Source organism: Parabacteroides sp. B2-S-102 (assembly GCF_023656665.1).
Taxonomy (GTDB): domain Bacteria; phylum Bacteroidota; class Bacteroidia; order Bacteroidales; family Tannerellaceae; genus Parabacteroides; species Parabacteroides distasonis.
In genome coordinates, this window is record NZ_JAMOKM010000015.1 from 75,207 (window position 1) to 101,121 (window position 25,915).

At 43.1% G+C, this 25,915-nt stretch carries 28 protein-coding genes and 1 tRNA gene; 23 read left to right on the forward strand and 6 right to left on the reverse strand.

Annotated features, from left to right (window positions below):
* Positions 1-34: 34 nt before the first annotated feature.
* The 9 genes from NBH07_RS16855 (at position 35) to NBH07_RS16895 (ending at position 7,424) form a co-directional block, all read left to right on the forward strand.
* Positions 35-1,081: a DUF2776 domain-containing protein gene (locus tag NBH07_RS16855; protein WP_005861552.1), complete on the forward strand. Its 1,047-nt coding sequence runs from the start codon at positions 35-37 to the stop codon at positions 1,079-1,081.
* A gap of 343 nt (positions 1,082-1,424) precedes the next feature.
* Positions 1,425-1,498: transfer RNA gene (locus NBH07_RS16860), tRNA-Thr, on the forward strand.
* Positions 1,499-1,626: 128 nt separating this feature from the next.
* Positions 1,627-2,157 (forward strand): DUF4199 domain-containing protein, encoded by a 531-nt coding sequence (locus NBH07_RS16865; protein WP_005861548.1) that lies wholly within the window; start codon positions 1,627-1,629, stop codon positions 2,155-2,157.
* A gap of 21 nt (positions 2,158-2,178) precedes the next feature.
* Positions 2,179-3,129, forward strand: a complete 951-nt coding sequence (locus NBH07_RS16870; protein WP_005861546.1) for a glycosyltransferase family 2 protein — start codon at positions 2,179-2,181, stop codon at positions 3,127-3,129.
* A complete protein-coding gene (locus tag NBH07_RS16875; RefSeq protein WP_009018774.1) occupies positions 3,126-3,647 on the forward strand; it encodes a nitroreductase family protein in 522 nt (173 codons plus the stop codon). The genes NBH07_RS16870 and NBH07_RS16875 overlap by 4 nt, the downstream gene beginning before the upstream one ends.
* 1 nt (position 3,648) lies before the next feature.
* Positions 3,649-4,215, forward strand: a complete 567-nt coding sequence (locus NBH07_RS16880) for a manganese efflux pump MntP (RefSeq protein ID WP_005861542.1) — start codon at positions 3,649-3,651, stop codon at positions 4,213-4,215.
* Between the two features lie 44 nt (positions 4,216-4,259).
* Positions 4,260-5,984 (forward strand): dihydroxy-acid dehydratase, encoded by a 1,725-nt coding sequence (ilvD, locus tag NBH07_RS16885; protein ID WP_009018775.1) that lies wholly within the window; start codon positions 4,260-4,262, stop codon positions 5,982-5,984.
* A gap of 22 nt (positions 5,985-6,006) precedes the next feature.
* On the forward strand, positions 6,007-7,038 hold the full coding sequence (locus tag NBH07_RS16890) for an FAD:protein FMN transferase (RefSeq protein ID WP_009018776.1): 1,032 nt from the start codon (positions 6,007-6,009) through the stop codon (positions 7,036-7,038).
* A gap of 8 nt (positions 7,039-7,046) precedes the next feature.
* Positions 7,047-7,424 (forward strand): hypothetical protein, encoded by a 378-nt coding sequence (locus NBH07_RS16895; protein ID WP_005865798.1) that lies wholly within the window; start codon positions 7,047-7,049, stop codon positions 7,422-7,424.
* 2 nt (positions 7,425-7,426) lie between these two features.
* Here the strand turns inward: NBH07_RS16895 and NBH07_RS16900 are convergent, their stop codons facing one another.
* Genes NBH07_RS16900 through NBH07_RS16915 form a run of 4 tightly spaced genes read right to left on the reverse strand, consistent with a single transcriptional unit; the run spans position 7,427 to position 9,884 of the window.
* Positions 7,427-8,008, reverse strand: a complete 582-nt coding sequence (locus NBH07_RS16900; RefSeq protein ID WP_008774130.1) for a Maf-like protein — start codon at positions 8,006-8,008, stop codon at positions 7,427-7,429.
* A 37-nt stretch (positions 8,009-8,045) separates the two neighbouring features.
* Positions 8,046-8,567, reverse strand: coding sequence for a KdsC family phosphatase (locus NBH07_RS16905; RefSeq protein ID WP_005861532.1), 522 nt, complete (start codon positions 8,565-8,567; stop codon positions 8,046-8,048).
* A complete protein-coding gene (locus tag NBH07_RS16910; protein ID WP_009018777.1) occupies positions 8,560-9,327 on the reverse strand; it encodes a Rossmann-like and DUF2520 domain-containing protein in 768 nt (255 codons plus the stop codon). Before NBH07_RS16910 ends, NBH07_RS16905 begins: the two co-directional genes overlap by 8 nt.
* Positions 9,324-9,884, reverse strand: coding sequence for a nitroreductase family protein (locus tag NBH07_RS16915; protein ID WP_036616854.1), 561 nt, complete (start codon positions 9,882-9,884; stop codon positions 9,324-9,326). The genes NBH07_RS16910 and NBH07_RS16915 overlap by 4 nt, the downstream gene beginning before the upstream one ends.
* Before the next feature lie 121 nt (positions 9,885-10,005).
* Between NBH07_RS16915 and NBH07_RS16920 the strand changes: the two genes are divergently transcribed.
* From NBH07_RS16920 to NBH07_RS16945, 6 genes are all read left to right on the forward strand, one after another.
* Positions 10,006-12,417, forward strand: coding sequence for a TonB-dependent receptor (locus NBH07_RS16920; RefSeq protein WP_009018779.1), 2,412 nt, complete (start codon positions 10,006-10,008; stop codon positions 12,415-12,417).
* Between the two features lie 128 nt (positions 12,418-12,545).
* Positions 12,546-12,956, forward strand: coding sequence for a methylmalonyl-CoA epimerase (gene mce, locus NBH07_RS16925; RefSeq protein WP_005861524.1), 411 nt, complete (start codon positions 12,546-12,548; stop codon positions 12,954-12,956).
* Between the two features lie 36 nt (positions 12,957-12,992).
* Positions 12,993-14,546: an acyl-CoA carboxylase subunit beta gene (locus NBH07_RS16930; RefSeq protein ID WP_005861522.1), complete on the forward strand. Its 1,554-nt coding sequence runs from the start codon at positions 12,993-12,995 to the stop codon at positions 14,544-14,546.
* A 21-nt stretch (positions 14,547-14,567) separates the two neighbouring features.
* On the forward strand, positions 14,568-15,455 hold the full coding sequence (locus tag NBH07_RS16935; RefSeq protein WP_005865789.1) for an OadG family transporter subunit: 888 nt from the start codon (positions 14,568-14,570) through the stop codon (positions 15,453-15,455).
* A gap of 21 nt (positions 15,456-15,476) precedes the next feature.
* Complete coding sequence (locus NBH07_RS16940; RefSeq protein ID WP_005865787.1) at positions 15,477-15,908, forward strand: biotin/lipoyl-containing protein; 432 nt, start codon at positions 15,477-15,479, stop codon at positions 15,906-15,908.
* A gap of 4 nt (positions 15,909-15,912) precedes the next feature.
* Positions 15,913-17,073 carry a sodium ion-translocating decarboxylase subunit beta gene (locus NBH07_RS16945; protein ID WP_005861516.1) on the forward strand — a complete coding sequence of 387 codons (1,161 nt, stop codon included), beginning with the start codon at positions 15,913-15,915 and terminating at the stop codon, positions 17,071-17,073.
* 66 nt (positions 17,074-17,139) lie between these two features.
* On the opposite strand, the gene NBH07_RS16950 is transcribed toward NBH07_RS16945, so the two are convergent.
* Positions 17,140-17,286, reverse strand: coding sequence for a hypothetical protein (locus NBH07_RS16950; protein WP_186761462.1), 147 nt, complete (start codon positions 17,284-17,286; stop codon positions 17,140-17,142).
* A 68-nt stretch (positions 17,287-17,354) separates the two neighbouring features.
* Entirely contained in the window at positions 17,355-18,071 is a 717-nt protein-coding gene (gene tsaB / locus NBH07_RS16955; RefSeq protein ID WP_009018782.1) for a tRNA (adenosine(37)-N6)-threonylcarbamoyltransferase complex dimerization subunit type 1 TsaB, read from the reverse strand.
* A gap of 189 nt (positions 18,072-18,260) precedes the next feature.
* Between tsaB and NBH07_RS16960 the strand changes: the two genes are divergently transcribed.
* The 8 genes from NBH07_RS16960 to NBH07_RS16995 all read left to right on the forward strand — a co-directional run bounded on the left by NBH07_RS16960 (position 18,261) and on the right by NBH07_RS16995 (position 25,814).
* A complete protein-coding gene (locus NBH07_RS16960; RefSeq protein ID WP_009018783.1) occupies positions 18,261-19,133 on the forward strand; it encodes a YicC/YloC family endoribonuclease in 873 nt (290 codons plus the stop codon).
* Between the two features lie 14 nt (positions 19,134-19,147).
* On the forward strand, positions 19,148-19,714 hold the full coding sequence (gmk, locus tag NBH07_RS16965) for a guanylate kinase (protein WP_005861508.1): 567 nt from the start codon (positions 19,148-19,150) through the stop codon (positions 19,712-19,714).
* Between the two features lie 3 nt (positions 19,715-19,717).
* Entirely contained in the window at positions 19,718-19,897 is a 180-nt protein-coding gene (locus tag NBH07_RS16970) for a hypothetical protein (RefSeq protein ID WP_005861506.1), read from the forward strand.
* 11 nt (positions 19,898-19,908) lie between these two features.
* Entirely contained in the window at positions 19,909-20,484 is a 576-nt protein-coding gene (gene nadD / locus NBH07_RS16975; RefSeq protein ID WP_156682354.1) for a nicotinate (nicotinamide) nucleotide adenylyltransferase, read from the forward strand.
* Between the two features lie 918 nt (positions 20,485-21,402).
* On the forward strand, positions 21,403-22,518 hold the full coding sequence (locus tag NBH07_RS16980) for a DUF4934 domain-containing protein (RefSeq protein WP_034527793.1): 1,116 nt from the start codon (positions 21,403-21,405) through the stop codon (positions 22,516-22,518).
* 19 nt (positions 22,519-22,537) lie between these two features.
* Positions 22,538-24,085, forward strand: a complete 1,548-nt coding sequence (locus NBH07_RS16985) for a thioredoxin domain-containing protein (RefSeq protein WP_008780764.1) — start codon at positions 22,538-22,540, stop codon at positions 24,083-24,085.
* A gap of 5 nt (positions 24,086-24,090) precedes the next feature.
* A complete protein-coding gene (locus NBH07_RS16990) occupies positions 24,091-25,134 on the forward strand; it encodes a glycoside hydrolase family protein (RefSeq protein WP_250833561.1) in 1,044 nt (347 codons plus the stop codon).
* On the forward strand, positions 25,125-25,814 hold the full coding sequence (locus tag NBH07_RS16995; protein ID WP_008780762.1) for a galactosyltransferase-related protein: 690 nt from the start codon (positions 25,125-25,127) through the stop codon (positions 25,812-25,814). The genes NBH07_RS16990 and NBH07_RS16995 overlap by 10 nt, the downstream gene beginning before the upstream one ends.
* Positions 25,815-25,915: the final 101 nt, after the last annotated feature.

Sequence of the window (25,915 nt, forward strand, 5' to 3'; positions counted from 1 at the left end):
CTGTTTGAAGAAAAATCTAAATAAAAAACAAGTTATGAATTACGGGATTAGTGTCTTATTCAGGGCGATTCCATTGCTAATGGCCCTCTTTTGTTTCGGTTATGGATTTTTTGTCTTTAACTATGGAGTGGACTCCAGCAGATTCGTCGCCGGACCTGTCGTATTCTCTCTTGGCTTTATTTGTATAGCCTTGTTCGCTACGGCAGCGACCATTATTCGTCAAATTATCCATACATATAATAATGTAGCCAGATTCGCCTTGCCTATCCTTGGATATCTCTCGGCAACCATCACTTTTCTGGCGGGCTTTATCTTACTCATGTCCTCACCGGCGCCAGCAGACTTTGTCGCAGGCCATGTCATTTGCGGGGTGGGCCTTATAACCGCATGCGTAGCAACAACGGCTACCGCCTCTACCCGATTCACCTTAATACAAATGAACGCCAAAAGCGACGATCCCAGAATACCAGACAAAGCGTTCAACTTTTGGCAGGGGGTATTCTTGATCCTTGTAGCATCATTTATATCCATAGTCGCATGGATTTGGGCTTACCGGTTGCTAGCGCATAGCGACGAGCATTCCCAATACTTTGTCGCCGGGCATGTGATGGCCGGACTAGCATGTATTTGCAGCAGCTTAATCGCTTTAGTCGCCACGATCGCCCGACAAATAAGAAACACATATTCCCGATTGGAAAAAAGGCTATGGCACCGTTTTGTCATCCTGATGGGATCTATCAGTCTGATATGGGGCCTCTTCGTATTAGGAGATAGCGACCCGGCTAATGCCTCAACCGGATATATCATGATCGGCCTTGGATTAGTTTGCTATAGTATCTCCAGCAAGGTGATCTTGCTGTCTAAAATATGGAGGGAAGAATTCAAGCTTGCCAACCGGATTCCATTAATTCCCATATTCACGGCTTTATTCTGCCTTTTCCTCTCCGCTTTCCTTTTCGAGATGGCGGCCGAGCATAGTTATTATGCCATTCCCGCACGGGTATTGGCCGGACTGGGAGCGATCTGCTTTACGTTGTTCTCCATCGTCAGCATATTGGAAAGCGGAACCTCTTCCAAGTAAACTGTTTTTTCATCGTGATGAAAATACTTTTTCTTCACGGTGAAAATACTTTTTCTTCATGATGAAAATATTTTTTCCTCACAATGAAAAAATCAACATTCTTTGATAAACCATCGGCCACAACACATAAAACATTCTTTAACACTACCAAAAGCATAAGGTTTTCAATTCTTTATAAACAATTATCATCCCAAGAGTAAGAAAACGCTTGCAAAGTAAAAAATAATATCTACTTTTGCACCCGGGTAAGTCCTACACGGCATGCTCCCTCGGAATCCCCCAGGGCTTGACCGCAGCAAGGGTACTTGGTCGTAGCGGCGCGATGTAGTAAGCTTACCCACCTGCCTCTTTAGCTCAGTTGGCCAGAGCACGTGATTTGTAATCTCGGGGTCGTTGGTTCGAATCCGACAAGAGGCTCAGATAAGACACATCTTAAAGAAGGAAGCTTATAAGTAGGCTTCCTTTTTCGCATTTTAGGCATAATATAGTTGCGCATTTGCATTAATATATTAATTTTGCTGATAAGAATTCAAAACTGCAGCATCATGGAAGAGAATAAGAATTTACTTTTAAAAGGCGCTATGACTTATGGTTTGGCCATGGGTATATATTGGGTAGTGAAATACATCTTTTTCATCTTCAGCGTTTCCGTCCCCTCCTTAAGTCTTGTCTATTGGCTATTGACGCTCGCCGTCCCTTTCATCGCCTACTACATGACGAAAAGATATCGGCACGACATCGGTGGAAGGATCAGTTTCTTTCATGCATGGAGATTCGGCACGATGTTGTATTTTTTCGCCGCATTGATCGTCTCGCTTGAATACTTTGTCTTTTATCAGTTCATCGCCCCGCCTGATTTCGTGGCAAATGCGATCGGGCAATTAACGACTGTACTAAAGGATAGCCAAGTCAGCTCGGAGATGATCGACTCGCTCAGCAAGATTCGTATCTCGCCAATCCACATGGCCATACAAGGAATATTTAATAACGTATTTTACGGCATCATACTTTCTATACCGGTAGCGGCTCTCTTGTGCAGGAACAATTCGACAGGTTCCATCACTGAAAACCGCTAAAAAGTTAATTACAGACAAATAATGGACATATCAGTTGTTATCCCGTTGTATAACGAAGCCGAGTCTTTACCCGAGTTATTCTCGTGGATAGAGCGGGTGATGAAAGAACATAATTATACCTATGAAGTCATTTTCGTGAATGACGGCAGTACGGATAATTCTTGGGAAGTGATCGAGGAGTTGAAGCAACGTTCTCCACACGTCCGGGGAATCAAGTTCCGTCGCAACTACGGTAAGTCGCCGGGATTGCATTGCGGATTCCAACGGGCTAAAGGTGACGTGGTCATTACCATGGACGCCGATCTGCAGGACAGCCCGGATGAGATACCCGAACTTTACCGGATGATCACCGAAGACGGGTACGATCTGGTATCCGGCTGGAAAAAGAAAAGATATGACCCGTTGTCTAAGACGATCCCCACGAAATTATTCAACGCGACAGCTCGTAAATTCTCGGGAATAAAGAACTTACACGATTTCAATTGCGGATTGAAAGCGTATAAGAATGTTGTCATTAAAAATATAGAGGTGTATAACGATATGCACCGTTACATACCTTATTTAGCTAAGATTGCCGGATTTCACAAGATTGGCGAGAAAGTAGTGAAACATCAAGCCCGCAAGTACGGAACTACTAAATTCGGGTTGGATCGCTTCGTGAACGGTTATCTTGATTTGATCACGCTTTGGTTTACTTCCAAATTCGGAAAGAAACCGATGCACTTCTTCGGTTTATGGGGAAGCGCTATGTTCTTCATTGGTTTTATCGCTCTAGTAATCGTACTCAGCATGAAATTGATCTCGATGTACTCTGGAGATCTAAGACCTTTGGTTACAAGTTCCCCTTATTTCTATATTTCATTGACAGCGATGATTCTGGGAACCCAGATGTTCCTAGCGGGCTTTATCGGGGAGTTGATTTCCCGCAATTCTCCGAATCGCAATAACTATAAAATAGAGGATGAGATATGAGTTTCCTAGAATTAGCGAGAAAACGTTGTTCTATCCGAAAGTATGCCCCCAAAAACGTAGAGCAAGAAAAGATTGATTATATCCTAGAAGCAGCTCGTTTGGCCCCTTCGGCGGTAAATTATCAACCTTGGTATTTTGTATGGGTTCAAAGTGCGGAAGGAAAAGCTAAATTACAAGAATGCTATCCCCGGGAATGGTTCAAGCAAGCGCCTTATTACTTGATCGTTTGCGGAGATCATCAGCAATCTTGGAAACGGGGCGATCATAAGGATCATATGGATATCGATGCGGCTATCGCCACGGAACATATTTGTTTAGCCGCAGCCGAACAAGGATTGGGAACTTGCTGGGTTTGCAATTTCGACACGGAGCTTTGCCGGAAACATTTTAAAATCCCGGAAACGATCGAGCCTGTTGTATTGATACCGTTCGGCTATCCTTCCGACCCGGCATTATTCGATGAGACTCCAAAGAAACGTAAGCCCATAGAAGAAATTATTAAACGGGAATCATTCTAGTATGTTATACATTGAAGTTCTGCTACTAGCGATCGGCTTATCCATGGATAGCCTAGCAGTATCAGTTACCGGCGGCGCAGTTCTTAAGAGTAACTGCACCGCCGGTAATATTATTAAGATAGCGAGTGTGCTCGGTATATTCCAAGCCGGAATGACCGTGATCGGTTATACGATGGGATTAGGATTCGAAAAATACATTTGCGCCTTCGACCATTGGATCGCATTTACCCTCTTGCTTTACTTAGGTGGAAAAATGATATACGATAGCACGAAAGAAGAGGAGGAAGACGGGAAATTCGATCCTCTATGTAACCGGACATTATGCGGATTGGGAATAGCGACAAGTATCGATGCCCTCGCCGTAGGAATCTCTCTGGCGATCTTAAAATCACCACTCTTGCTGCAAGCCTCGACTATCGGTGTTGTCACCTTCGCTATCTCTGCCTTCGGTGTCTATTTCGGTAACCGATTCGGCAAGAGAATCGACTTGAAGCTGGACCTCATCGGAGGTTTAATCTTAATCGGTATCGGTACAAAAATTTTAATAGAGCATTTATTCTTTAGCTAGGGATACCTTATTGAATAAATAACCTTATACATTAATTAATAGACATGAAAAGCCAGCAATTACGAAAACTAGCGCCGGAGCTGGATTCACTCCGGCTAGGCAGCGGTTGGAAAATCGACGAATTGAGTAAACCGCAAATCATTGTAGAAAGCAGTTACGGACATAGCCATCCGGGAAGCGCCCATCTGGATAAATTGGTGGACGAGGGCGGAATCGGTATAAAGGAAAAGGGGGGACGTGCCGCAAACTACTTCGTCACCGATATTTGTGATGGAGAGGCGCAGGGACACGATGGTATGAACTACTCATTAGTCTCCCGTGATATCATGGCCGCCATGATGGAAATTCATGTAAAAGCGACTCCTTTCGACGCTGGTGTCTTTATAGCCAGTTGCGACAAATCCGTCCCTGCGCATTTGATGGCGATAGCCCGGCTAGATATGCCTGCTATATTCATGCCCGGTGGTATAATGAAAGCCGGTCCCAACCTACTCACGTTAGAACAAATCGGTACCTATAGCGCCCAATACGAGCGAAAAGAAATAACGGAAGAACAATTCATGGTTTATAAGCGTGACGCATGTCCGGATTGTGGAGCTTGCTCTTTCATGGGTACCGCCTCTACGATGCAAGTAATGGCAGAAGCGCTTGGCATCGCTTTACCGGGCTCCGCCTTGATCCCCGCCCATTTACCCGAGTTAAAAGAAACCGCCCGTAAAGCCGGAGAACATGCACTCGGACTGGCGAAAGAAGAGTTAAAACCCTCCGATATCATGACGATACAAGCGTTTGAAAATGCGATCATGGTACATGCCGCCATAGCGGGTTCCAGCAACAGCCTGCTTCATCTTCCAGCTATCGCCCATGAACTGGGAATCCAGTTATCACCGGATTTGTTCGACAAGATACATCGTAAGATCCCCTACCTTTTAAATATACGTCCCAGCGGTTTTTGGCCCGGCGAATATTTCTGGTATGCGGGAGGCGTACCGGCGATCATGGAAGAAATTAAAGAATTCCTCCATCTCGACGTCATGACTGTTACCGGCAAAACATTGGAAGAAAACTTAAAAGATTTACAACTCAACGGCTTCTATGAGAATTGCCATAAATATCTTCCTGCCCTAGGAGTAAAGGTTGGCGATATTATCAAACCTCTTCATACACCGATCAAGGCACAAGGAGCCATCGCTATATTGAAAGGAAATTTAGCGCCCGAAGGGGCAGTCGTAAAACATTCGGCGATTTCACCCCGCTTGATGCAAGTCACCCTGAAAGCGAGGGTATTCGATTGTGAGGAGAACGCTATTGAGGCGGTATTACAAAAGAAAATCCATCCGGGAGAAGCGGTATTTATCCGTTATGAAGGACCGAAAGGAAGTGGAATGCCAGAAATGTTTTATACGACAGAAGCGATCGCCTCCGATCCTGAGTTGGTAGAGACCATCGCATTGATCACCGACGGTCGTTTCTCCGGAGCGACCCGAGGCCCGGCGATCGGACATGTATCCCCGGAGGCTTCCGAGGGGGGACCAATCGCCTTGGTCGAAAACGATGACTTGATCCGTATCGATATTCCAGCGAGAACATTGGATATAATCGGTACCGACAGTATTGAGAGAAGCGTGGAAGAGATAGAAAAGATCCTATCCGAAAGGCGTGCACATTGGATAAAACCAGAGTCACAATATAAAAAAGGAATCCTTGATATTTATACACACAATAGCGTCTCCCCCATGAAAGGGGCATATATGGAATTTTTTATGTAAGTTCGCGACATAAAATTTCATAATGATGCGCAAGAATATTTCCATATTAGTCAGCCTGTTGATCTTATCGCATACGGCTTGCTCGGACAAGGGCCAATATTTCGAAGAGAGTGGTTCTGTTTTTCATACAAGTTACCACATCAAATACAAGGCCAAGCAAATCCTAACCGATAAGATCGACAGCGAGCTGCAACGTTTTAACCTCTCCTTAAATCCTTTCAACCCCAACTCCACGATCGCGAAAGTCAATAATAACGAGGATGTGGAGGTAGACGAATGGTTTACCGAAGTATTCAATAAGGCGGAAGAAATCTCCCAAAAATCAGGAGGAGCTTTTGATATTACTTGTGCTCCATTAATTAATCTATGGGGATTCGGATTCAGTAAGATGGATAGCGTAACCCCGCAGATGATCGATAGCATAAAGGCTTTCGTCGGTTATCAAAAAGTGAGATTGGAAGGAAAGAAAATCATCAAAGAAGATCCCCGGATTCTATTGAATTGTTCGTCCATCGCAAAAGGTTATGCTTGCGATGTCATCGCCCGCCTGCTGGAAAAGGAAGGCGTAAAGAACTACATGGTAGAAATAGGTGGTGAGGTCACCATGAAAGGCGTAAATCAACAAGGAGACTGTTGGCGAGTCGGCATCAACAAGCCGGAAATAGGGACAAGCGGCGTAACAAATGATGTTGAAGAGATCGTACAATTATGCCAAAAAGGAGGTGTGGCTACTTCTGGTGACTACCGAAACTTCTACATCAAGGATGGTAAGAAATATGCCCATACGATCAATCCGGCGACCGGTTATCCCGCTGGACAAAATATTCTTAGCGCGACAATCGTGGCGGAAGATTGTATGACAGCAGACGCTTACGCTACGACTTTCATGGTTTTGGGAGTCGAGAAAGCGAAGCTACTGGCACAATCCATCCCCCAAATAGAGTATTTCATTATTTATGCGGACAACAACGGACAACAGAAAGTCACCTACTCAAAAGGTATGTTGGAATACCTTCCTAACAGAAAAACATTGGCTATCCTCGAAAATCCTTAAGTTCCTACATGAAGCGTTATCTAAATCAACTTGAATGCAAAATACTGAGAGCCGGAGATTCCCTGTTTAATACCACAACCACGGATAACCTATTAATCTTCGTATTTTCGGGAAAACTTATTATTTACAGCCAAGAAGGGACACATATAGCGGAAGTGGCAAAAGATCATTTCATGCTACTTGCGCAAAACACCAATCATAAGGTTATAGCCTCAGCCCCTACCCGCCTTATCTTAATACATGCGGGCAGTCTATCCGACATGATCATAAATGACCCGGAATGGAATGTGGAGAAACCGGTCGTCTTACCGATTCCCCCAGCCTTAGCGCACACATTAAATCAGATAGAATATTATATGAAGGATAAATACTTTACCTTGAATTGAGATTAAAAATGTTTCAATTCCTGATAAAGCTTTTGCACAGGTAATCCCATCACGTTATAAAAGCTACCATTGATAGCCTCTACCCCGATATAACCGATCCACTCCTGAATGCCATACCCTCCCGCTTTATCATAAGGTTTATATTTATCCAAATAATAATTAATCTCTTCATCACCCAATTTTGCGAAACAAACCGCAGATTCGACGGAAAAGCCTACATTTTTGTCCTTCGTCATGATACAAACGCCAGTTATTACCTGATGTACATGATCCGACAAAGCATGAAGCATAGCATAAGCTTCCTCCCGGTTCGCAGGCTTCCCCATAACCCCGTCAAACGTCCAGACGATCGTGTCCGCCGTGATCAGCAATTCATCATCTGCCATAGTCGATTTATAGGCCTCCGCTTTCGAACGGGCAATATATAAAGGGATCTCCATGGAGTCAATAGAATCCGGGTAAGACTCGTCAATATCCGGAATTACCCTCACCTCGAAGTCGATATCCAGACCAGATAACAAATTCCGTCGTCTCGGAGAATTAGAGGCTAAGACGATCTTGTACTTTTTTAAATTCTCTAACATAACCTATTCGATTAAGCGTTACACATTCACCAAAATTTTACCACCCAAAAGCCTCCTCGCCGAACCAGTGTCCTTGAGCCCGCATCGTTTGCTCGATCACGTCCCTAGCTACGCCTTCGCCACCTCGCCGGGAGGATATATATTTCGCTATCTCCTTGATCTCCGGAGCCGCATCCGCAGGTGCCACCGGCAATCCGACTCGCGTCATTACCTCATAATCAGGAATATCATCACCCGCATACATGATGTGCTCAGGAGACAAGCCCGTTTTTTCCATGAAATCCTTAAAGTCATGCACCTTTACAGCGCTACGCATATAAATATGTTGTATTCCTAAACGAGAAAAGCGAATCTGTACGGCTTCCGTATATCCGCCCGTAATTATAGCGACCTCATAACCTTTCTTCACGGCCAATTGCAAGGCATAGCCATCCTTGATATTGACAGTACGCATCGGATCGCCATTCGGGTGAAGCGGAATCACATCGCAGGATAGCACCCCGTCTACATCAAAGACAAAAGCCTTTATTTTTCTCAAATCATAGTTTATACTACTCATGTCGAGCCTCCTTATGTATACTTCGGCTAATCAGCTCATATAGATTTCGCATACCCGGATCTTTAAGCATAGCCATATGTTTGTTTATCACATTTTCGTCATATCGTATAGCTGGTCCCGTTTGGGCTTGCGCCGGCGACATTACATGTACCTTAGCGGCTGTCTCGTCTATCAAAGGTAGCAAGACCTCTCCCGGTATTTGCTGTTCTTCCAAGATCTTTTCAGCTAGCGCATACATATGATTCGTAAAATTACAAGCGAAAACCGCCGCTAAATGTAAGTTCTTTCGCTTCTCGGAGGAGAGGAAACGGACATCACTGGAGAGCGCCCTAGCCACCTCTCCCAGCACCGTCTCATCTTCAGACGAGTTCGCCTCTAAAAAGAACGGTATTTTCTTGAAATCCACCTCCCTACTCTTACTAAACGTTTGTAACGGATAAACCACCCCATATCTAGCCGTAAGACCTTCAAATACAGAGATTGGCATACTCCCTGCCGTATGCACCCACAAACCGTTATTCGGTTTTACACGGGCGATAACATCTTGGAGCACGGCATCTTTCAAAGAGAAAACATACAAGTCGGCATCTTCCACAATCTCTTCCGGGATCACGGTCCACCCACATCCCAATTCATCAGCTAAAATCTTAGCATGCTCACTTGTGTGACTATATACTTGCCCGATACTCATTCCGGACTTACGCATTTCCAACGAAAGCCGGGTAGCTAAGTTTCCGGCACCAACAAATACGACTCTCATTCTCCCGTCTCTTTATTTTCTTCCGGAAGAGAGAACTTTCCTATATGTATCTTCTCCCATTGTAAATGGGATTCATCAAAAGGCTTACGAACCTGATCCTTATAACCGATACCAATGATAGACAAGACATCCAATTGATAAGGGATATCCAGCAACGAACGAACATAATTATTCGAATCCACCTCGTCCTCTGTTACCCGGTTCCGGATCTGACACCAGCAACTGCCCAGTCCCAAATCCTCCGCTTGCAATTGCATATAAATAGAAGCGACCGAAGCGTCCTCGATCCAAACATCGCTTTCCATCACATTCGCCAAGACAACCACGGCCAAGGCACAACCCTCCAGAAAAGCGGAACCATTTTTCTTACACCCGGCAAGTTTCTTCAACATTTCCTTATCTTCCACGACCACGAACTGCCAAGGATTACTACGTTTTGAGGCCGGAGCCATCAACGCCGCCTTCAAGATCAGTTCTACCTGCTCGGGTGAAAGTAGTTGTTCGGTAAACTTACGTGTACTTCTTCTATTTTGTATAAGTGTTGCAAAACTCTCCATTTTTTTCGTTCTTTGTACTCTTTTAATATTAAGATTCGCAAATATAAATATAATTTTTTGCACCCATATATACGTATCGTTCTTTTTTCTCGTTAGTATTTTTATAATTGAACAATAGATTATGAAGATTCGTGCGATAGCTGCGCTGCTATTTATACTTATTTCCGTGAGTGCCTTTGGCGAGGGCCGCATAAAAATCACTGGTTATGTCCGTGACGCCGACGGTAACCCTCTGGAATTAGTGAATGTCCGGGTTAAGAACACGTTGATCGGCTCCATGACCAACGAGAAGGGATATTATTCCTTTTCCATATCGCCGGGGGATTCTATCTCCGTTATTTACTCTTGTCTGGGATATAATAAGGCTGAGCGTATCATTCCCTCGGCACAAGCGGATATGCGCCTGAACGTACAGATGAACAATACCTCATTTGATTTAGGGGAAGTATCCGTTACTGCCATCCGCAAGCAGACCACGACCATGGAGTCCCTAAATGCGGACAAAATTAAGTTATTGCCCGATCCCTCCGGAGGTAGTATAGAGAGCTTGGTCGTTACGTTTGCCGGAGTATCGTCCAATAACGAGTTAAGTTCCCAGTATTCCGTACGTGGAGGTAGTTATGATGAAAATATCGTTTATGTGAATGGGATCGAGGTATTCCGTCCGCTTCTGATTCGCTCGGGACAACAAGAGGGCCTTAGTTTTATCAATCCGGACCTGACGGAGGCGGTCAATTTCGCCGCCGGTGGCTTCGAGGCTCGTTACGGAGACAAGATGAGTTCCGTGCTGGATATTACCTATAAAAAGCCTAAGATATTCGAAGGCTCGGCTTCCGCGAGCTTGTTGGGAGCGAATGCTTATGTAGGCAGTTCTATCGGTAAATTTACCCAAGTAACGGGTTTCCGCTTTAAAAGCGGTCGGTCTATTTTGGGTACCATGGATACAGACGCTGAATACGACCCTAAATTTATCGATCTGCAAACTTACATCACGTACCAATTGGCCCCTAAATGGGAAATCAATTTCTTAGGAAACCTCGCTAACAATAATTATAAATTCACCCCTTATAGCCGGGAAACCTCTTTCGGTACAGCCGAGCATCCCAAGAACTTCAAAGTCTATTTCGACGGAAGGGAAAGAGACCGTTTCCAAACCTTATTCGGTGCGCTTACATTGAAACACAACCCCAATGAGAACACAGAGTTGGGACTTCAAGCCTCCGCTTTCAAAAGCAAGGAAGAAGAGGGATACGATATCGCCGGAGAATATTGGCTGAGCGAGAACGGAGCGGAAAATCCGGATGACGACGCGTCAGCCGCCATGTCCGTAGGCCGTTATCACGAGCACGCACGAAACCGTTTGAACTCCACCGTCATGAATGTCGGGCACTATGGGATGGCCCGCCTTTTAAACAATACGTTGAAATGGGGAGCCACGGTACAAATGGAGAAAATCAATGATAAGATCAGTGAATGGGAAAAAAGGGATTCCTCAGGTTATTCTTTGCCCCAAACCGGTAATAACGTAAGTGTATATTCGAACCTCTTTTCTGATAATCAGATAGAAAGCACACGCTTTTCCGCTTATGCGCAAGACGCATTCAAATTCAGGACCAAGCAAGGTCTGTTCACGTTAGTCGCAGGGGTTAGAGGTAGTTATTGGACTTATAATAAGGAGTTCCTTTTCAGTCCCCGTGCCTCATTGGGCTTTATCCCGAACTTCGACCAAGACTTGACGCTCCGTTTCGCCACCGGACTGTATTATCAATCGCCCTTCTACAAGGAATTACGTAGAGTAGACAAAGATAAGAACGGCAATAATATCACGGTATTGAACAAAGATCTAAAGTCACAACGCTCCATCCATTTCATATTGGGAGGAGATTATACGTTCCGTGCCGTAGACCGGAATTTCAAGGTGACCGCCGAGATGTACTATAAAAAGCTGGACAATCTGAATCCCTACACCGTAGATAACGTCAAGATCCGCTATTACGGTGAGAACTGCGCCAAAGGTTACGCCATGGGACTCGATGTCAAATTCTTCGGAGAATTCGTACCGGGTACCGACTCATGGATCAGCTTCTCCTTGATGAAAGCCCAGCAAACCATCCGGGAAACAACGACCGTTCCTATGGCCAATAGCCAAGGCTACAACATCTCACTCTTCTTCCAAGATTATTTCCCGGGCTATAAACGAGTCAAGCTAAATCTGAAAGGAGTTCTATCCGGAGGACTTCCCCAGACAATCCCGGGCAAAGGATACGAAGCCGGCTATTTCCGTACGCCCGCCTACAAACGTGTAGATATCGGCCTCTCCTATCAATTGGCAGGAGGCACGGACGCTATCATGGACAGGGGCTTCTTCCGCCATTTGAAAAACATTTGGCTAGGTCTGGATGTATTTAACATATTAGACATCAAAAACGTTAGTTCCTACTATTGGATAACAGATGTATATAATGTCCAATACGCAGTTCCAAACTATCTGACCGGACGTCAATTGAACGTTCGTCTGATTGTCGATTTTTAATAAAATGTATCTTTAAACACATTTACTGGGAGATAAAAACAAAAAATTATTTCCTCATTCATAAAAAGTAGTGTACATTTGCACACAATAGAAACAAACATTTACTAAATCTTTAAATTATTATTGACATGGAACTTACACATATCGAACATTTAGGTATCGCAGTGAAGAGTATCGAGGCTTGTTTACCCTATTATGAAGGCGTTCTTGGATTAAAATGCTACAATATCGAAGTAGTAGCAGACCAAAAAGTAAAAACCGCATTTTTCAAGGTAGGACAGACTAAGATTGAATTACTAGAGCCGACCAGCGAAGATAGCACGATCGCAAAATTTATCGAGAAAAAAGGTGAAGGTATCCACCATATCGCATTCGCGGTACCTGATGTACAGGCAGCTTTGAACGAGGCTGAGGAAAAAGGCGTTAAATTAATCGATAAAGCTCCCCGTGGTGGCGCGGAAGGCTTGAACATCGCTTTCCTTCACCCGAAATCAACTTGCAGCGTATTGACAGAGCTTTGCATGCCGGGCAACAAATAATTAATCCGTTCATTTCTAACAACAAATCAAAATACAATGAGTAACCAGCTTGAAAAAGTAAAAGAGCTCATCGCACTTCGTGAGCAAGCTCGCTTGGGTGGAGGAGAGAAAAGAATCGAATCACAGCACAAAAAAGGCAAATATACCGCTCGTGAGCGTATCGCCATGTTGCTTGACGAAGGTAGTTTCGAGGAATTCGACATGTTTGTTCAACACCGTTGTACAAACTTCGGTATCGAGAAAACTAAATATTTAGGCGATGGTATCGTAACAGGTTATGGTACGATCGACGGACGTTTGGTATATATCTTCGCTCAAGATTTCACCGTATTCGGTGGAGCCTTGTCTGAGGCTTTGGCTATGAAGATCTGTAAAGTAATGGATCAAGCCATGAAGATGGGCGCTCCCGTTATCGGTTTGAACGACTCTGGTGGAGCTCGTATCCAAGAAGGTGTAAACGCCTTGGCAGGATACGCAGAGATTTTCCAACGTAACATCTTGGCTTCCGGTGTTGTTCCTCAGATTTCCGGTATCTTCGGCCCTTGCGCCGGTGGAGCCGTTTATTCTCCGGCTTTGACAGACTTCAACATCATGACACGTGGTACCAGCTATATGTTCTTGACTGGTCCGAAAGTCGTAAAAACCGTAACAGGTGAGGATGTAACCCAAGAGCAGTTGGGTGGAGCCAGCGTACACACTACCAAATCGGGTGTAGCCCATTTCGCTGTCGATACAGAAGAAGATGGTTTGCAATTGATTCGTAAATTGCTCAGTTTCTTACCTCAGAACAACTTAGAGGAAACGCCGTTAGTTGAGTGCAAAGACCCGATCGATCGTCTGGATGATGTATTGAACGATATCATTCCCGATAACGCCAACCAATCTTACGATATGTATGAGGTTATCGGTACGATCGTCGATAACAACGAGTTCCTAGAGGTCCATGCGGACTACGCTAAGAATATCATCGTAGGTTTCGCTCGTTTCAACGGACAATCCGTCGGTATCGTAGCTAACCAGCCGAAGGTTATGGCAGGATGCTTGGATAGCAACGCATCTCGTAAAGCAGGTCGCTTCGTTCGTTTCTGCGACGCTTTCAATATTCCTTTGGTAACATTGGTTGACGTTCCGGGATTCCTTCCGGGTACAGGTCAGGAATACAACGGTGTAATCCTTCACGGCGCTAAATTGCTTTACGCTTATGGTGAGGCTACCGTTCCTAAGATTACCGTTACATTGCGTAAGTCTTACGGTGGAGCTTATTGCGTGATGAGTTCTAAACATTTACGTGGTGATATGAATTACGCATGGCCGACAGCCGAGATCGCCGTTATGGGCCCGAGCGGTGCCGTAGAGGTTATCTTCGCCAAGGAAGTAGCAGCCGCTGAAGATCCGAAAGCATGCGCAGCAGAGAAAGAAGCTGAATATAAGAAAGCATTCGCTAATCCTTATAACGCAGCTCAATACGGTTATATCGACGATGTTATCGAACCGCGTAACACTCGTTTCCGTATAATTCGTGCTTTGCAGCAATTGCAGACTAAGAAGCTAAGCAATCCTGCTAAGAAACATGATAACCTGCCTCTATAATCCGTAAAACAGGAGATGAATATGATAAATAAGAAAATAGGGGTATTGCTACTGTTCGCTTTGCTCATTTCATTCGGGGCAAAGGCACAGCGCGCAACCTCCATGCGTATTAATGAAGTATTGGTTATCAACGAGGATAACTTCGTTGATGACTATGGCAAACGTCATGGCTGGATTGAGTTGTTCAACACTTCGGCCGGAACGGTAAATATCGCGGGATGTTATTTGACAGACGACAAAAACAATCCGATGAAATATCCGATCCCGAAGGGAGACGTATTGACTCAGATCCAACCCCGCCAGCACACACTATTTTGGGCTGACGGACAGCCGGGCAGAGGTACATTCCACGTTAACTTCGTATTAGATCCCTCTAAGGAGAATTATATAGCTCTGTATGATGCAGATGGTAAAACATTGATCGACGAAGTTACGATCCCTGCCGGACAAATGGCTGATATCAGTTACGGTAGAGTGATCGATGGTAAAGATGAATGGGCACAGCTGAAGAAAGTTACTCCCAGTACGAATAACCTAACATTGGATTCTAATGAGAAAATCGATAATTTCAAACAGAATGACTCTTTAGGTATCGGTATGACCATTACCGCTATGGCTGTAGTGTTCTTGGGATTATTTTTGTTATACATCATCTTTAAGCAGATCGGTAGATTGTCTATATCCGCGAGCAAACGTAACGCTCAAAAAGCTGCGGGAACAACAAGTGTATCGGTTGACGCCGGACAAGAGTCTGGTGAGATCTTTGCCGCTATCGCTACCGCTTTGTACGAGATGAGTGATGACAATCATGACATCGAGCACACGGTTCTTACGATCCACAAGGTACAAAGGACTTATTCTCCTTGGAGTTCAAAACTCTACGGTTTGCGTCAAACCCCACATAAGTAATTATCTAAAAACGAACAAAGAATGAAAAGTTTTAAATATACCATTAACGGTAACGTATATAAAGTACACATCAATTCTGTAGTGGATGACATCGCAGATGTTGAAGTAAATGGTACACCTTATCAAGTAAAATTAGAGAAACCGGCGAAGAAACAAATGGTTACATTGAAACGTCCGGCTCAAGCACCGACAACAGCAAGTGGCGACCCTGTAGTTACTCGTCCGGCAGCCTCTACTACACAAGGTGCTGTTAAGACTCCGCTGCCAGGTGTTATCTTGCAGGTTAAGTGCAACGTAGGTGATACCGTGAAGAGAGGTCAAACATTGATTATCCTTGAGGCTATGAAGATGGAGAACAACATCAACGCAGACCGTGACGGTAAGATTATAGAAATTAAAGTACACAAGGGAGACTCTGTGCTAGAAGGTGCTGATCTCGTAGTAATCGGATAAGACTATGCAAGAGAGCTTTTTAACATTCTTAGGTGAGAACTTACAACTGTTCCTTACCTATACAGGTGTATACAACGCTACTCCGGGACATCTCATCATGATTCTGGTAGGTCTGTTGTTTATATTCCTGGCGATTAAATATGAGTTTGAACCGATGCTTTTGATCCCTATCGGATTTGGTATCTTGATCGGTAATATCCCTTTCAAGGACGCAGGTCTTCAGGTAGGTATTTATGAGCAAGGGTCTGTACTGAACATCCTCTATCAGGGTGTGACTTCTGGATGGTATCCGCCATTGATCTTCCTCGGTATCGGGGCCATGACCGACTTCTCCGCATTGATCTCCAATCCTAAGTTGATGTTGATCGGTGCAGCGGCTCAGTTCGGTATCTTTGGTGCTTATACGATTGCTCTTCAAATGGGATTTGAGCCGAACCAAGCAGGTGCTATCGGTATTATCGGTGGTGCTGACGGTCCGACGGCTATCTTCCTTTCTTCTAAGTTAGCGCCAAACTTAATGGGTGCGATCGCGGTATCCGCTTACTCATACATGGCGTTGGTTCCTATTATCCAACCGCCGTTCATGAGATTGCTTACGACTAAGAAAGAGCGTTTGATCCGTATGAAACCGCCGAGAGCCGTTTCTTCCACGGAAAAAATTATCTTCCCGATCGTTGGTTTGTTGCTTACTTGCTTCTTGGTTCCGTCCGGTTTACCATTGTTAGGTATGCTATTCTTCGGAAACTTATTGAAAGAAAGTGGCGTGACTCGTCGTTTGGCAGAGACTGCTCGTGGTCCGCTGATCGATACAATCACGATCTTATTGGGTATCACGGTAGGTGCTTCTACCCAAGCTACTCAATTCTTAACATTGAACTCTATCAAGATCTTCGGTTTAGGAGCATTGTCTTTCGTGATCGCGACTTGTGCCGGTGTATTGTTCGTTAAATTGTTCAATTTAATATTGAAAGACGGTAACAAGATTAACCCGCTTATCGGTAACGCTGGTGTATCTGCTGTTCCAGACTCAGCTCGTATCTCTCAAGTCGTAGGTTTGGAATATGACCCGACCAACTACTTGTTGATGCATGCTATGGGTCCGAACGTAGCAGGTGTAATCGGTTCCGCTGTAGCTGCCGGTATCTTGCTAGGATTCCTTGGTTAATAAAACAACTATCTATATTAAAAAAGGCGAGGTCCGAAAGGATCCCGCCTTTTTATGTTATTGTTCTCAGTTAGTTTGCTCTATAGAAACCGGAGTAATCTCCGTACTCGTATCCTCCACCAACGTTGTCCCGAGGAACAACCAGATCATCAAAAGGATTATAGCGACAACCACACCAAATACCAATAGCGTATTCACACTTTTCTTTCTCATGTCTTTAACTGATTTATTCATTTTAGAATAAACAGCCGGAACATGAATTTGGTTGTGTACCCTTACTCTTATTTGTTTTTCCCTAACGCCTCGTTCAGCACTTTGTTCTTAGCGATCGTTGCTTGGAATTCTTTCAAATAGAAAGGCTCAAAATAAGCCACATTCTCAAAACGGCCATCATCATATGCTTTCTGCGACAAGGATGCCATATTTACAGCCAATGGATAGATACCAGCAATAAAACAGGCGTTCGGAGAAGTGATTACCGTCTCACATTTAGCGGCACCGTCTCCAAAGAAACAAACCTTACCGTTCTCTAAAAAAGAAGCATACGAATCAGCATCTACGATATCAGCAGTCGTGGCACGTATCGTGTTGAGATGGGAATCATAAATCGAAGAGTAGACTTCCATACGGCGGGCATCCAACATAGCGCAATACAAGCAATCGGCCTCCTCCTTATTTTTCCGGATAGCGGCAGACGCTAAAATATCCAGCGTATGAATACCGATCAAAGGAATACCATACCCAAAGCATAATCCTTTAGCCACAGACACCCCGATGCGTAATCCCGTATAAGATCCGGGTCCGCTACTTACCGCCACGGCATCCAGTTTCATCCCTTTCGACTTCGCGGCCTCTAATGCCTCTTCCATATAAACGCCCAATAACGCCGCATGAGACGGCCCCTCAAAGGAAGCCTTCTCAAAGACCACCTCCTCCCCTTCCGACAGGGCTACTGAACATACGGAAGTGGATGTCTCGATATTTAAGATCAATGACATAATAATTAACTATTAACAATTGATAATTGAACGAACAAACAATCTCAATCCTTCAATCTGATTAGGTTGCGAAGGTATACAAAAATTCATTATACTATCAAGGCAGCCCTATGAGAAACATCTATTTATGAGAAAATAAACATCAAATCTAAAAGGAAACCACTATCTTTGCGCAAACTTTTGAGAAAAATGATACAATCAATGACTGGGTTCGGTAAGGTTACTGCCGAGCTCCCTTCAAAAAAAGTAACCGTAGAGATAAAGGCTTTAAACAGTAAGCAATTGGATTTGTCCACCCGTATCCCTTCCATATACAAGGATAAGGAAATGGAGCTTCGGAGCCTGTTACTTCAATCTTTGGAGCGGGGAAAAGTTGAGTTCAATATCTTTATAGAATATATAGGCAAAGATACTCCTACACAGATCAATCTTGCCGCCGTAGAGAATTATTACAACCAAATCAAGGAGATCGCAGAGAAACTGAATATCAGCGTTCCGAACGATTGGTTCCAGACCTTGCTCCGGATGCCGGACGCAATCAAGTCCGAGACCGTAGAACCGGACGAATCCGAATGGGGGGTGGTTTTAGAAACGGTAAAGGACGCTATCAAGCACCTGTGTGATTTCCGTATCCAAGAAGGAGCCATGCTTCAAAAGCTTTTTGAGCAAAAGATAGCCAATATCGCCACTCTGTTGAAAGAAGTGGAGAAATACGAGGGGGAACGTATCGAGAAAATCAAAGCTCGTATCATGGATAACCTGCAAAAGATAGCCGAGAAGGACTATGACAAGAATCGTTTCGAACAAGAAATGATCTATTACATCGAGAAGCTGGATGTCAACGAGGAAAAGAACCGTTTGGACAACCACTTGAAATATTTTATCTCAACCATGGAATCCGGTCACGGCCAAGGCAAGAAGCTCGGTTTTATCGCTCAGGAAATGGGGCGTGAGATCAATACGCTCGGATCAAAGAGCAACCACGCCGAGATGCAGAAGATCGTGGTCCAGATGAAAGACGAGTTGGAACAAATCAAGGAACAGGTACTAAACGTATTATAATAAGATTAACGAGAATGGCTGGCAAATTAATTATCTTCTCCGCACCCTCGGGTTCCGGAAAATCAACCATTATTAATTATCTTTTGAAACAAGATTTACACCTTCGTTTCTCCATCTCGGCTACCAGCCGGGCTCCGCGGGGAACCGAGAAGAATGGTGTGGAATATTATTTCCTTACGCCGGAAGAGTTCCGCAGTCGTATCGCTAATGGAGACTTCTTGGAATATGAGGAGGTGTATACCGATAAATATTACGGTACGTTAAAGAGCGAGGTAGAGCGTATCTTGAACGAAGGGGATAACGTGATTTTCGATGTGGATGTGGTAGGCGGATGCAATATCAAGAAATTCTATGGAGACCGTGCCCTGTCTGTCTTTATCCAACCTCCTTGCATCGATGACCTACGGAAGCGATTGGAAGGACGGGGAACAGACAGCCCGGAAGTTATCGAAAGCCGTATCGCCAAGGCTGAGTATGAATTAGGGTTCACGGGACAGTTTGATAAGGTTGTCGTAAACGATGATCTGGAGACTGCCCAAAAAGACGCGTTGAAGATCATTCGTGAGTTCTTAAACAAATAGTCTATGTCTAATATATTCAAGAATACCCGTTTTATGATGGGGCTTTCTATCGTTTGTGGGATAGCGAGCCTCGTATTAGGTGGTATTAGCCTGTATTATAAGGAGTATATCATCGGGGGTGCCCTGATATTTAATATATTCATTTGTTTCATCAACTATAAGGGTTGGCAAAAGAAGGGCTAAGTAAAAATCGTATGGGACTCAAGACCGGGATTTACAGTGGATCATTCAATCCCATTCACATAGGCCATCTCGCCTTGGCGAACTGGCTATGTGAGTTCGAGGGATTGGATGAGGTGTGGTTCGTAGTCACGCCTCACAATCCGCTGAAGAAAAAGGATGACCTGCTCGATGACTCACTACGGCTGGAAATGGCCCAAGCCGCTATTGACGGATATCCTAAATTCAGGGTCTGCGATATTGAGTTCTACCTACCGAAACCTTCTTATTCCATTGATACCCTACGAACCTTATCCCGTAACTATCCAAATCGGGACTTTTATTTTATCATGGGAGCCGATAACTGGCAGCTTTTTCCCCGATGGAAAGAACACGAAAAAATACTCCAAGACTACAAACTGCTGATTTATCCCCGCCTAGAATTCGACATCTCGATCCCTGCCATTTATCCGAACGTGAAAAAGGTAGACGCTCCCTTGATGGAAATCTCCTCCACATTTATCCGTAACGCTTACCAAACCGGCAAGGATATCCGTTTCTTCCTGCCGGAAGGAGTGCGGCCTTATTTCGGGTCAGTAGCAAATCAGTGACATACCTGCGATAGAAGATATACTTACTTGGGCTATGAAGTATATATCCTATGCCACTTGAAGTATATATTCTTCGAGAAGGGAAGTTATACCGTGATTATTTACAGCTTTGCCATCTTAGGGCAATCTGCCAAAATTCCCATTAAAACATGTTTTACAGCACAGCCGTTAAAGATGATCCCCGTAACATCAAAACAGGCTCACCCGATAATCTTTTTGGAGTATCCAAATATATAATTTGAGCCTTGTCAAGTGAATAACTAATGGCTAGTCAAGTGAATAACTAACGGTTAGGGGTAGCCGTTAGTTATTCACTTGGGAAGTGATTAGTTATTCATTTGGGAGGCTTTGTACCTATAGCTTACGCTATTACATAAAACACTATTACATAACAAATTACATCAATACAATAAGTCATTTCTCGAACAAATTAAACGTGGGACAGAACAATCGAATTCGCATAGCTAACTTATATGCATATCTCCACTAATTTTCTACTGTAGCAATAGAAAGACAATATACATTAAACAACAATAAAAAAGACATAATATACCCCATGTTTGATATTTTTTAATTTTCTTTGTAATATCAAAGTATTACACATCTATTAACTTTTTAAATCTTTCAAATTATGGACAAACTCAAAAAAACTGACAAAAGTCGTACTAAACCAACAAGGTAAAGTTCTTCCAAAAGAACAAATGATGAAAATCTTAGGGGGAGGAAGTGCGTATTGTCATTGTCATAATCTTTCTTCCTCAATTGAAGTAACAAGCTGCTCTGAATGCAGTAATAAATGCTCAAATTATGGTGGCGTACAAAACTGTAACACTACAGGAGGTTAGCAACAAAAGAAAGGGCTGGTTTTAGCTGGTGATATCTGCTAAAACCAGCTTTTTTCTTAAAACAAAAATGACCATGATCTATCTTCTATTTTTAGTCACTCTTTTGCTTATCAGTTGTAATCCGGATCAAGCCAAGGATAATGGCAAGGACGAAACAATCGAGTATTTTATTCCACTCTCACATCGGGTAGAAAAAGACGTGGATGAAATGTTTGAGGAATATCGGTATGTCCCCTTGGAAACAAGGGATGACGCATTGATAGATGTGCTTTACAATGTTAAAAACATCGCTATCTTTCAAGAGGATATTTACATAGGCTCCGGAGAGCAATTAATCGTTTGGGATAAATATGGAAAATTCAAACGAGTCTTATCCAAAAAGGGAAATGATCCGCAATCATACCTCCACTTTAACCATTTCATGATATGGCCCAATGGAGATCTATCGATCGCTTCTCCCATTGAAATCGTAACCTATTCAAATTCACACCAATTCATCAACAAAAAGCGTTGCGAGAATGTCGGCTATATAGAGGCGATCACTCTTTTGAACGATAGTCTATACATCATAAAATGTATGCCTACCCCCGAACAGCTACGATACCGTATCATCAACCATCATACGGGAGCCATTATAAACTCGTATGATTCCATCATCAACTGCAATCGATATATCAGTTCATTCACAAACTCATTTGAACGGTATGAAGGACATATTATCTCTCATGGTTATCAAAGCAACGACATCCTTGAATGCACTTTGGATAGTTCAAAAATACGATACAAAATAAACGTAGATAACAGGATACCGCCCGCCGGCTTTTACACGCAAGAGGGAAAAGAAGGCATGCAACTCATACAGGAAGAAGCGGAGAAAGGATACATCGGCCATATCCCGGACTACGTGGAGTCCAAGGAAACGATATTGCTCTCCTTTAAGGGGAAAAGAGAAGACCTAAACGGAATAGCCTTAATCGACAAAAAAGACGGAAACGCAAGAGTTTTAGAGAACATCAAGTTCGATGACAACTTCCGGTGGTTGCCCAAACAGTTCTTCTCGTTAGATGAGGGCTGGTGCGCCATGCTGATGTATCCGGAAGACGTTTTGAAGAAGGAAGAGTTCGCAAGGCGTTTCCCCGGACTGGACGAGGAGAGTAACCCGGTGTTGTTCATTGGTAAACTAAGGTAATCATTAAAGACCTAAAGCAATGGAACATGACAATCTATTCATCCAAATTTTAGAAATCTTATCGATAAAGCACACGGAAGATTTTACCATAAGATACTACGAGAGGCATCCACACAAAAACAATCTGTTTGGACTGTCCGAGATGCTACGTTATTATAATATAGAGAATGTAGCGGCCGAAATTCAAAAAACACAAGAAAACTTATCCTCATTGGATGTACCCTTTGTGGCTTACGTAGATCATGAGTTTGTATTGGTGCGACATGTTTCTACCGAGGCAATCATCTATTCATGGCGAGGTAAAAACATCACATTATCTATCCCGGTATTCTTGGAACGATGGTCAGGAATCGTCCTTCTTTTCGAATCCACCGATGAATCTATTGAACCGGATTATAAAGAGCATAGAAAGGAATACTTACGACAGCGGATAGTAATCGCATGTTTCGTTTCATTACTTCTATCATTAATAGGGTGTGCCCTTATCACCAACAGAGGAATGGAGATAGGAATCTGGGGGTTATGGGGTGTTAATGTGATCGGAGCATCTTTCTGCGGTATCCTGCTTTCTCGAGAGATCTTAGGCTCGGATAAATATGTCAACAAAATTTGTTCCCTGTTTTTGAAATCCAGTGATTGCAACGGGACATTGGATTCCCAAGCATCTCATTTCTTGGGGATCAGTTGGAGTGTCTTCGGCTTAGGATATTTTCTTTCCGCAATATTGTTTATCGCCTTGTTGCCCCAATATGTTATATATGCAGAGACTCTGAATATAATCGCATTACCTTATACAGCGTGGAGCGTATGGTACCAAAAATTTAGGGTAAAACAATGGTGCGCTTTATGTTTATCTGTACAAGCTACCGTATGGATCACCTTTCTTATCTCTCTATTCGCGATAGGCATGGATTTCAATCAATGGGATTTATTTGATTTCACTACCATTGGATGCGTGTATGGGCTCGTCATTCTATCGCTCCATTTTACTGTTACATTATACGTAAAAGAAAAGCAAATCCAACGAAGCAACAATAAACTTAGCAGCATAAAACTGAATGCCTCTGTATTTAAGAGCTTATTAAACGAACAGCCTCAATATGACATTGACAAAAATACAGGAATATTATTGGGCAATAGGGATGCCAAAGAGTGGATTACCATTATCTCTAATCCACATTGTGCTCCTTGCGCAAAATTACATCTCCAAATAGAAAAGTTACTCAAAGAATATAAAGAAGAGATTTGCATACAAATCATCTTGACCTCTTTTAGCAAGGAATTAGAACCTAGCGCCATGCTACTGACCTCCATGTATCTACTAAATAATGAATCGGATTATTTACGATTCCTATCTGACTGGTATGCAAAAGGGCGTCATAAAAAAGAGGATTGCTATAAAAGATACAGATTAAATCCTAATGACAAAGATATGTTAGCCAATTTTCAAGCACAAAACGAATGGGTTAGGCGCAATACAATAAGTTCCACTCCAACAGTTTTGACAAATGGTTATTTATTGCCGGAAGAATATGAGTTAAAGGATATGTCGTATTTAATAAATTAAGTACTATGAATAAATTAGCATCACAAATAGATTCGCTAAATAAGCATTTGATAGGCTCATTACATACAAGCTACCCTTTCGGGTTGGCTCATGGCAAAATGGGATTACTCATCTATTTATACCATTTGTATGATTATACGCAAGAAGCTATTTATAAAGAGAAGGCTGAGCGATTGCTGGACGATCTCTTGGAAAACGATCTCTCTAAAAACGCAGAACTCACCGTGGAGGAAGGTTTATGCGGAGTTGCGTTAGGATTGGATTATATTGTAAAAAAGCAATTTGTAGACGGTGATATTAATGATTTGCTAAGTGGTATCGATGATTTGCTATTCAAGAAGCTGGTTTTCGGAAATATGGAATCTAGGTATTCCCTGTCTCAACTCATCCATTTCTTATATTACATTTATAAAAGGCTGGAAATCCAGACAAACGATAATGAGCGTTTCCCTTTCGAGGGCTTAGCAATCAAGTTAGTTAATCAATTGGCCGATTTGATAGACGCCTCCTTTTTCGAGGAATCCTATACGTTTTCCATTTACCTATATCACGTACCGATATTGATGAAAACCCTGTCCTGTCTTATACAATATGATTTTTACAAGGATCGGATACAAAAGGTTTTGGAACAACTATCTCTGTATATGTTCTCCCATTTGCCTCATCTGCATTTGAACCGACTATATCTGTTATGGGGCATACTACCTTTACGGAATTGTTCGCCGGATTGGCAAAGATATGTGAACGAACTAAGAAAATCAATCAATCTAGACATAATATATAATAGAGAGATCAAAGGCAAGGATATCTATATCAGTAATGGATACGCTTCTCTATATTTCTTGTTGGAGGGATTAAAAAGGGACTTCCCCGAATACACCATCCCTTTCAATCCGCACCTAATTTACGATCGGATCATCTCGTCTGACGCTTGGGATGCCCTAATGGAGAACGAATACTACTATAATATACACAGAGGATTGCTGAATGGTTTCCCCGGTACGGTGTTGGCATTGTTAAACATTAAGCAAAGATATTTATGCGAATAGACTTGACAGATACAACATTTATTATTCCTGTACGGATCGATTCCATGATCCGTTTGGAGAACCTGTTGATGTCCGTGGACTCAATAGTACGTTATTTCCGGACACGCATCTTAATTATGGAGGCCTCATCATACCAAAATGAGATTATCCCCTCGTTAATAAAAGATGATACGGTGAAGTACACTTTCCTCGTGGATAAAGATCCTGTATTCTACAAGACCAAATACTTGAATATCCTCGCAAAGCAGGTTGATACTCCACTTGTTTGTATTTGGGACGCAGATGTGATACTGGACCACCTTCAAATATTGGATGCGGTGAAACAGCTTAGAACTAGGACTTCTGATGTCGCTTATCCATATGATGGTAATTTTTTAGATACGTCAGATATATTGAGGGAACATTATTGGCTCCATCGTGACTTAGATTTCCTAAAAAAACATCAAGCAAAGATGAACTCTTTGTACACAGTAGAGGGAGTGATAGGCGCAGTCGGGGGAGCGGTCTTCGCCCAAACGGAAAAATACCTGCAAGCGGGTATGGAGAATGAGGATTTCTATGGCTGGGGCTTGGAGGACGGAGAAAGACATTACCGTTGGTTGAGTTTTGGCTACCGGATTTATCGGAGTGAGGGCTGTTTATTCCATTTGTCTCATCCCCGGGATCAAAACGGGATGTAAAGATAAAATTATTGGGTCTTAAGTTCATTGGCCTACAAACCTAAGATACTTCACCAAGGATCCTAAGATACTTTACCGATGAACCTAAGATACTTTATCCA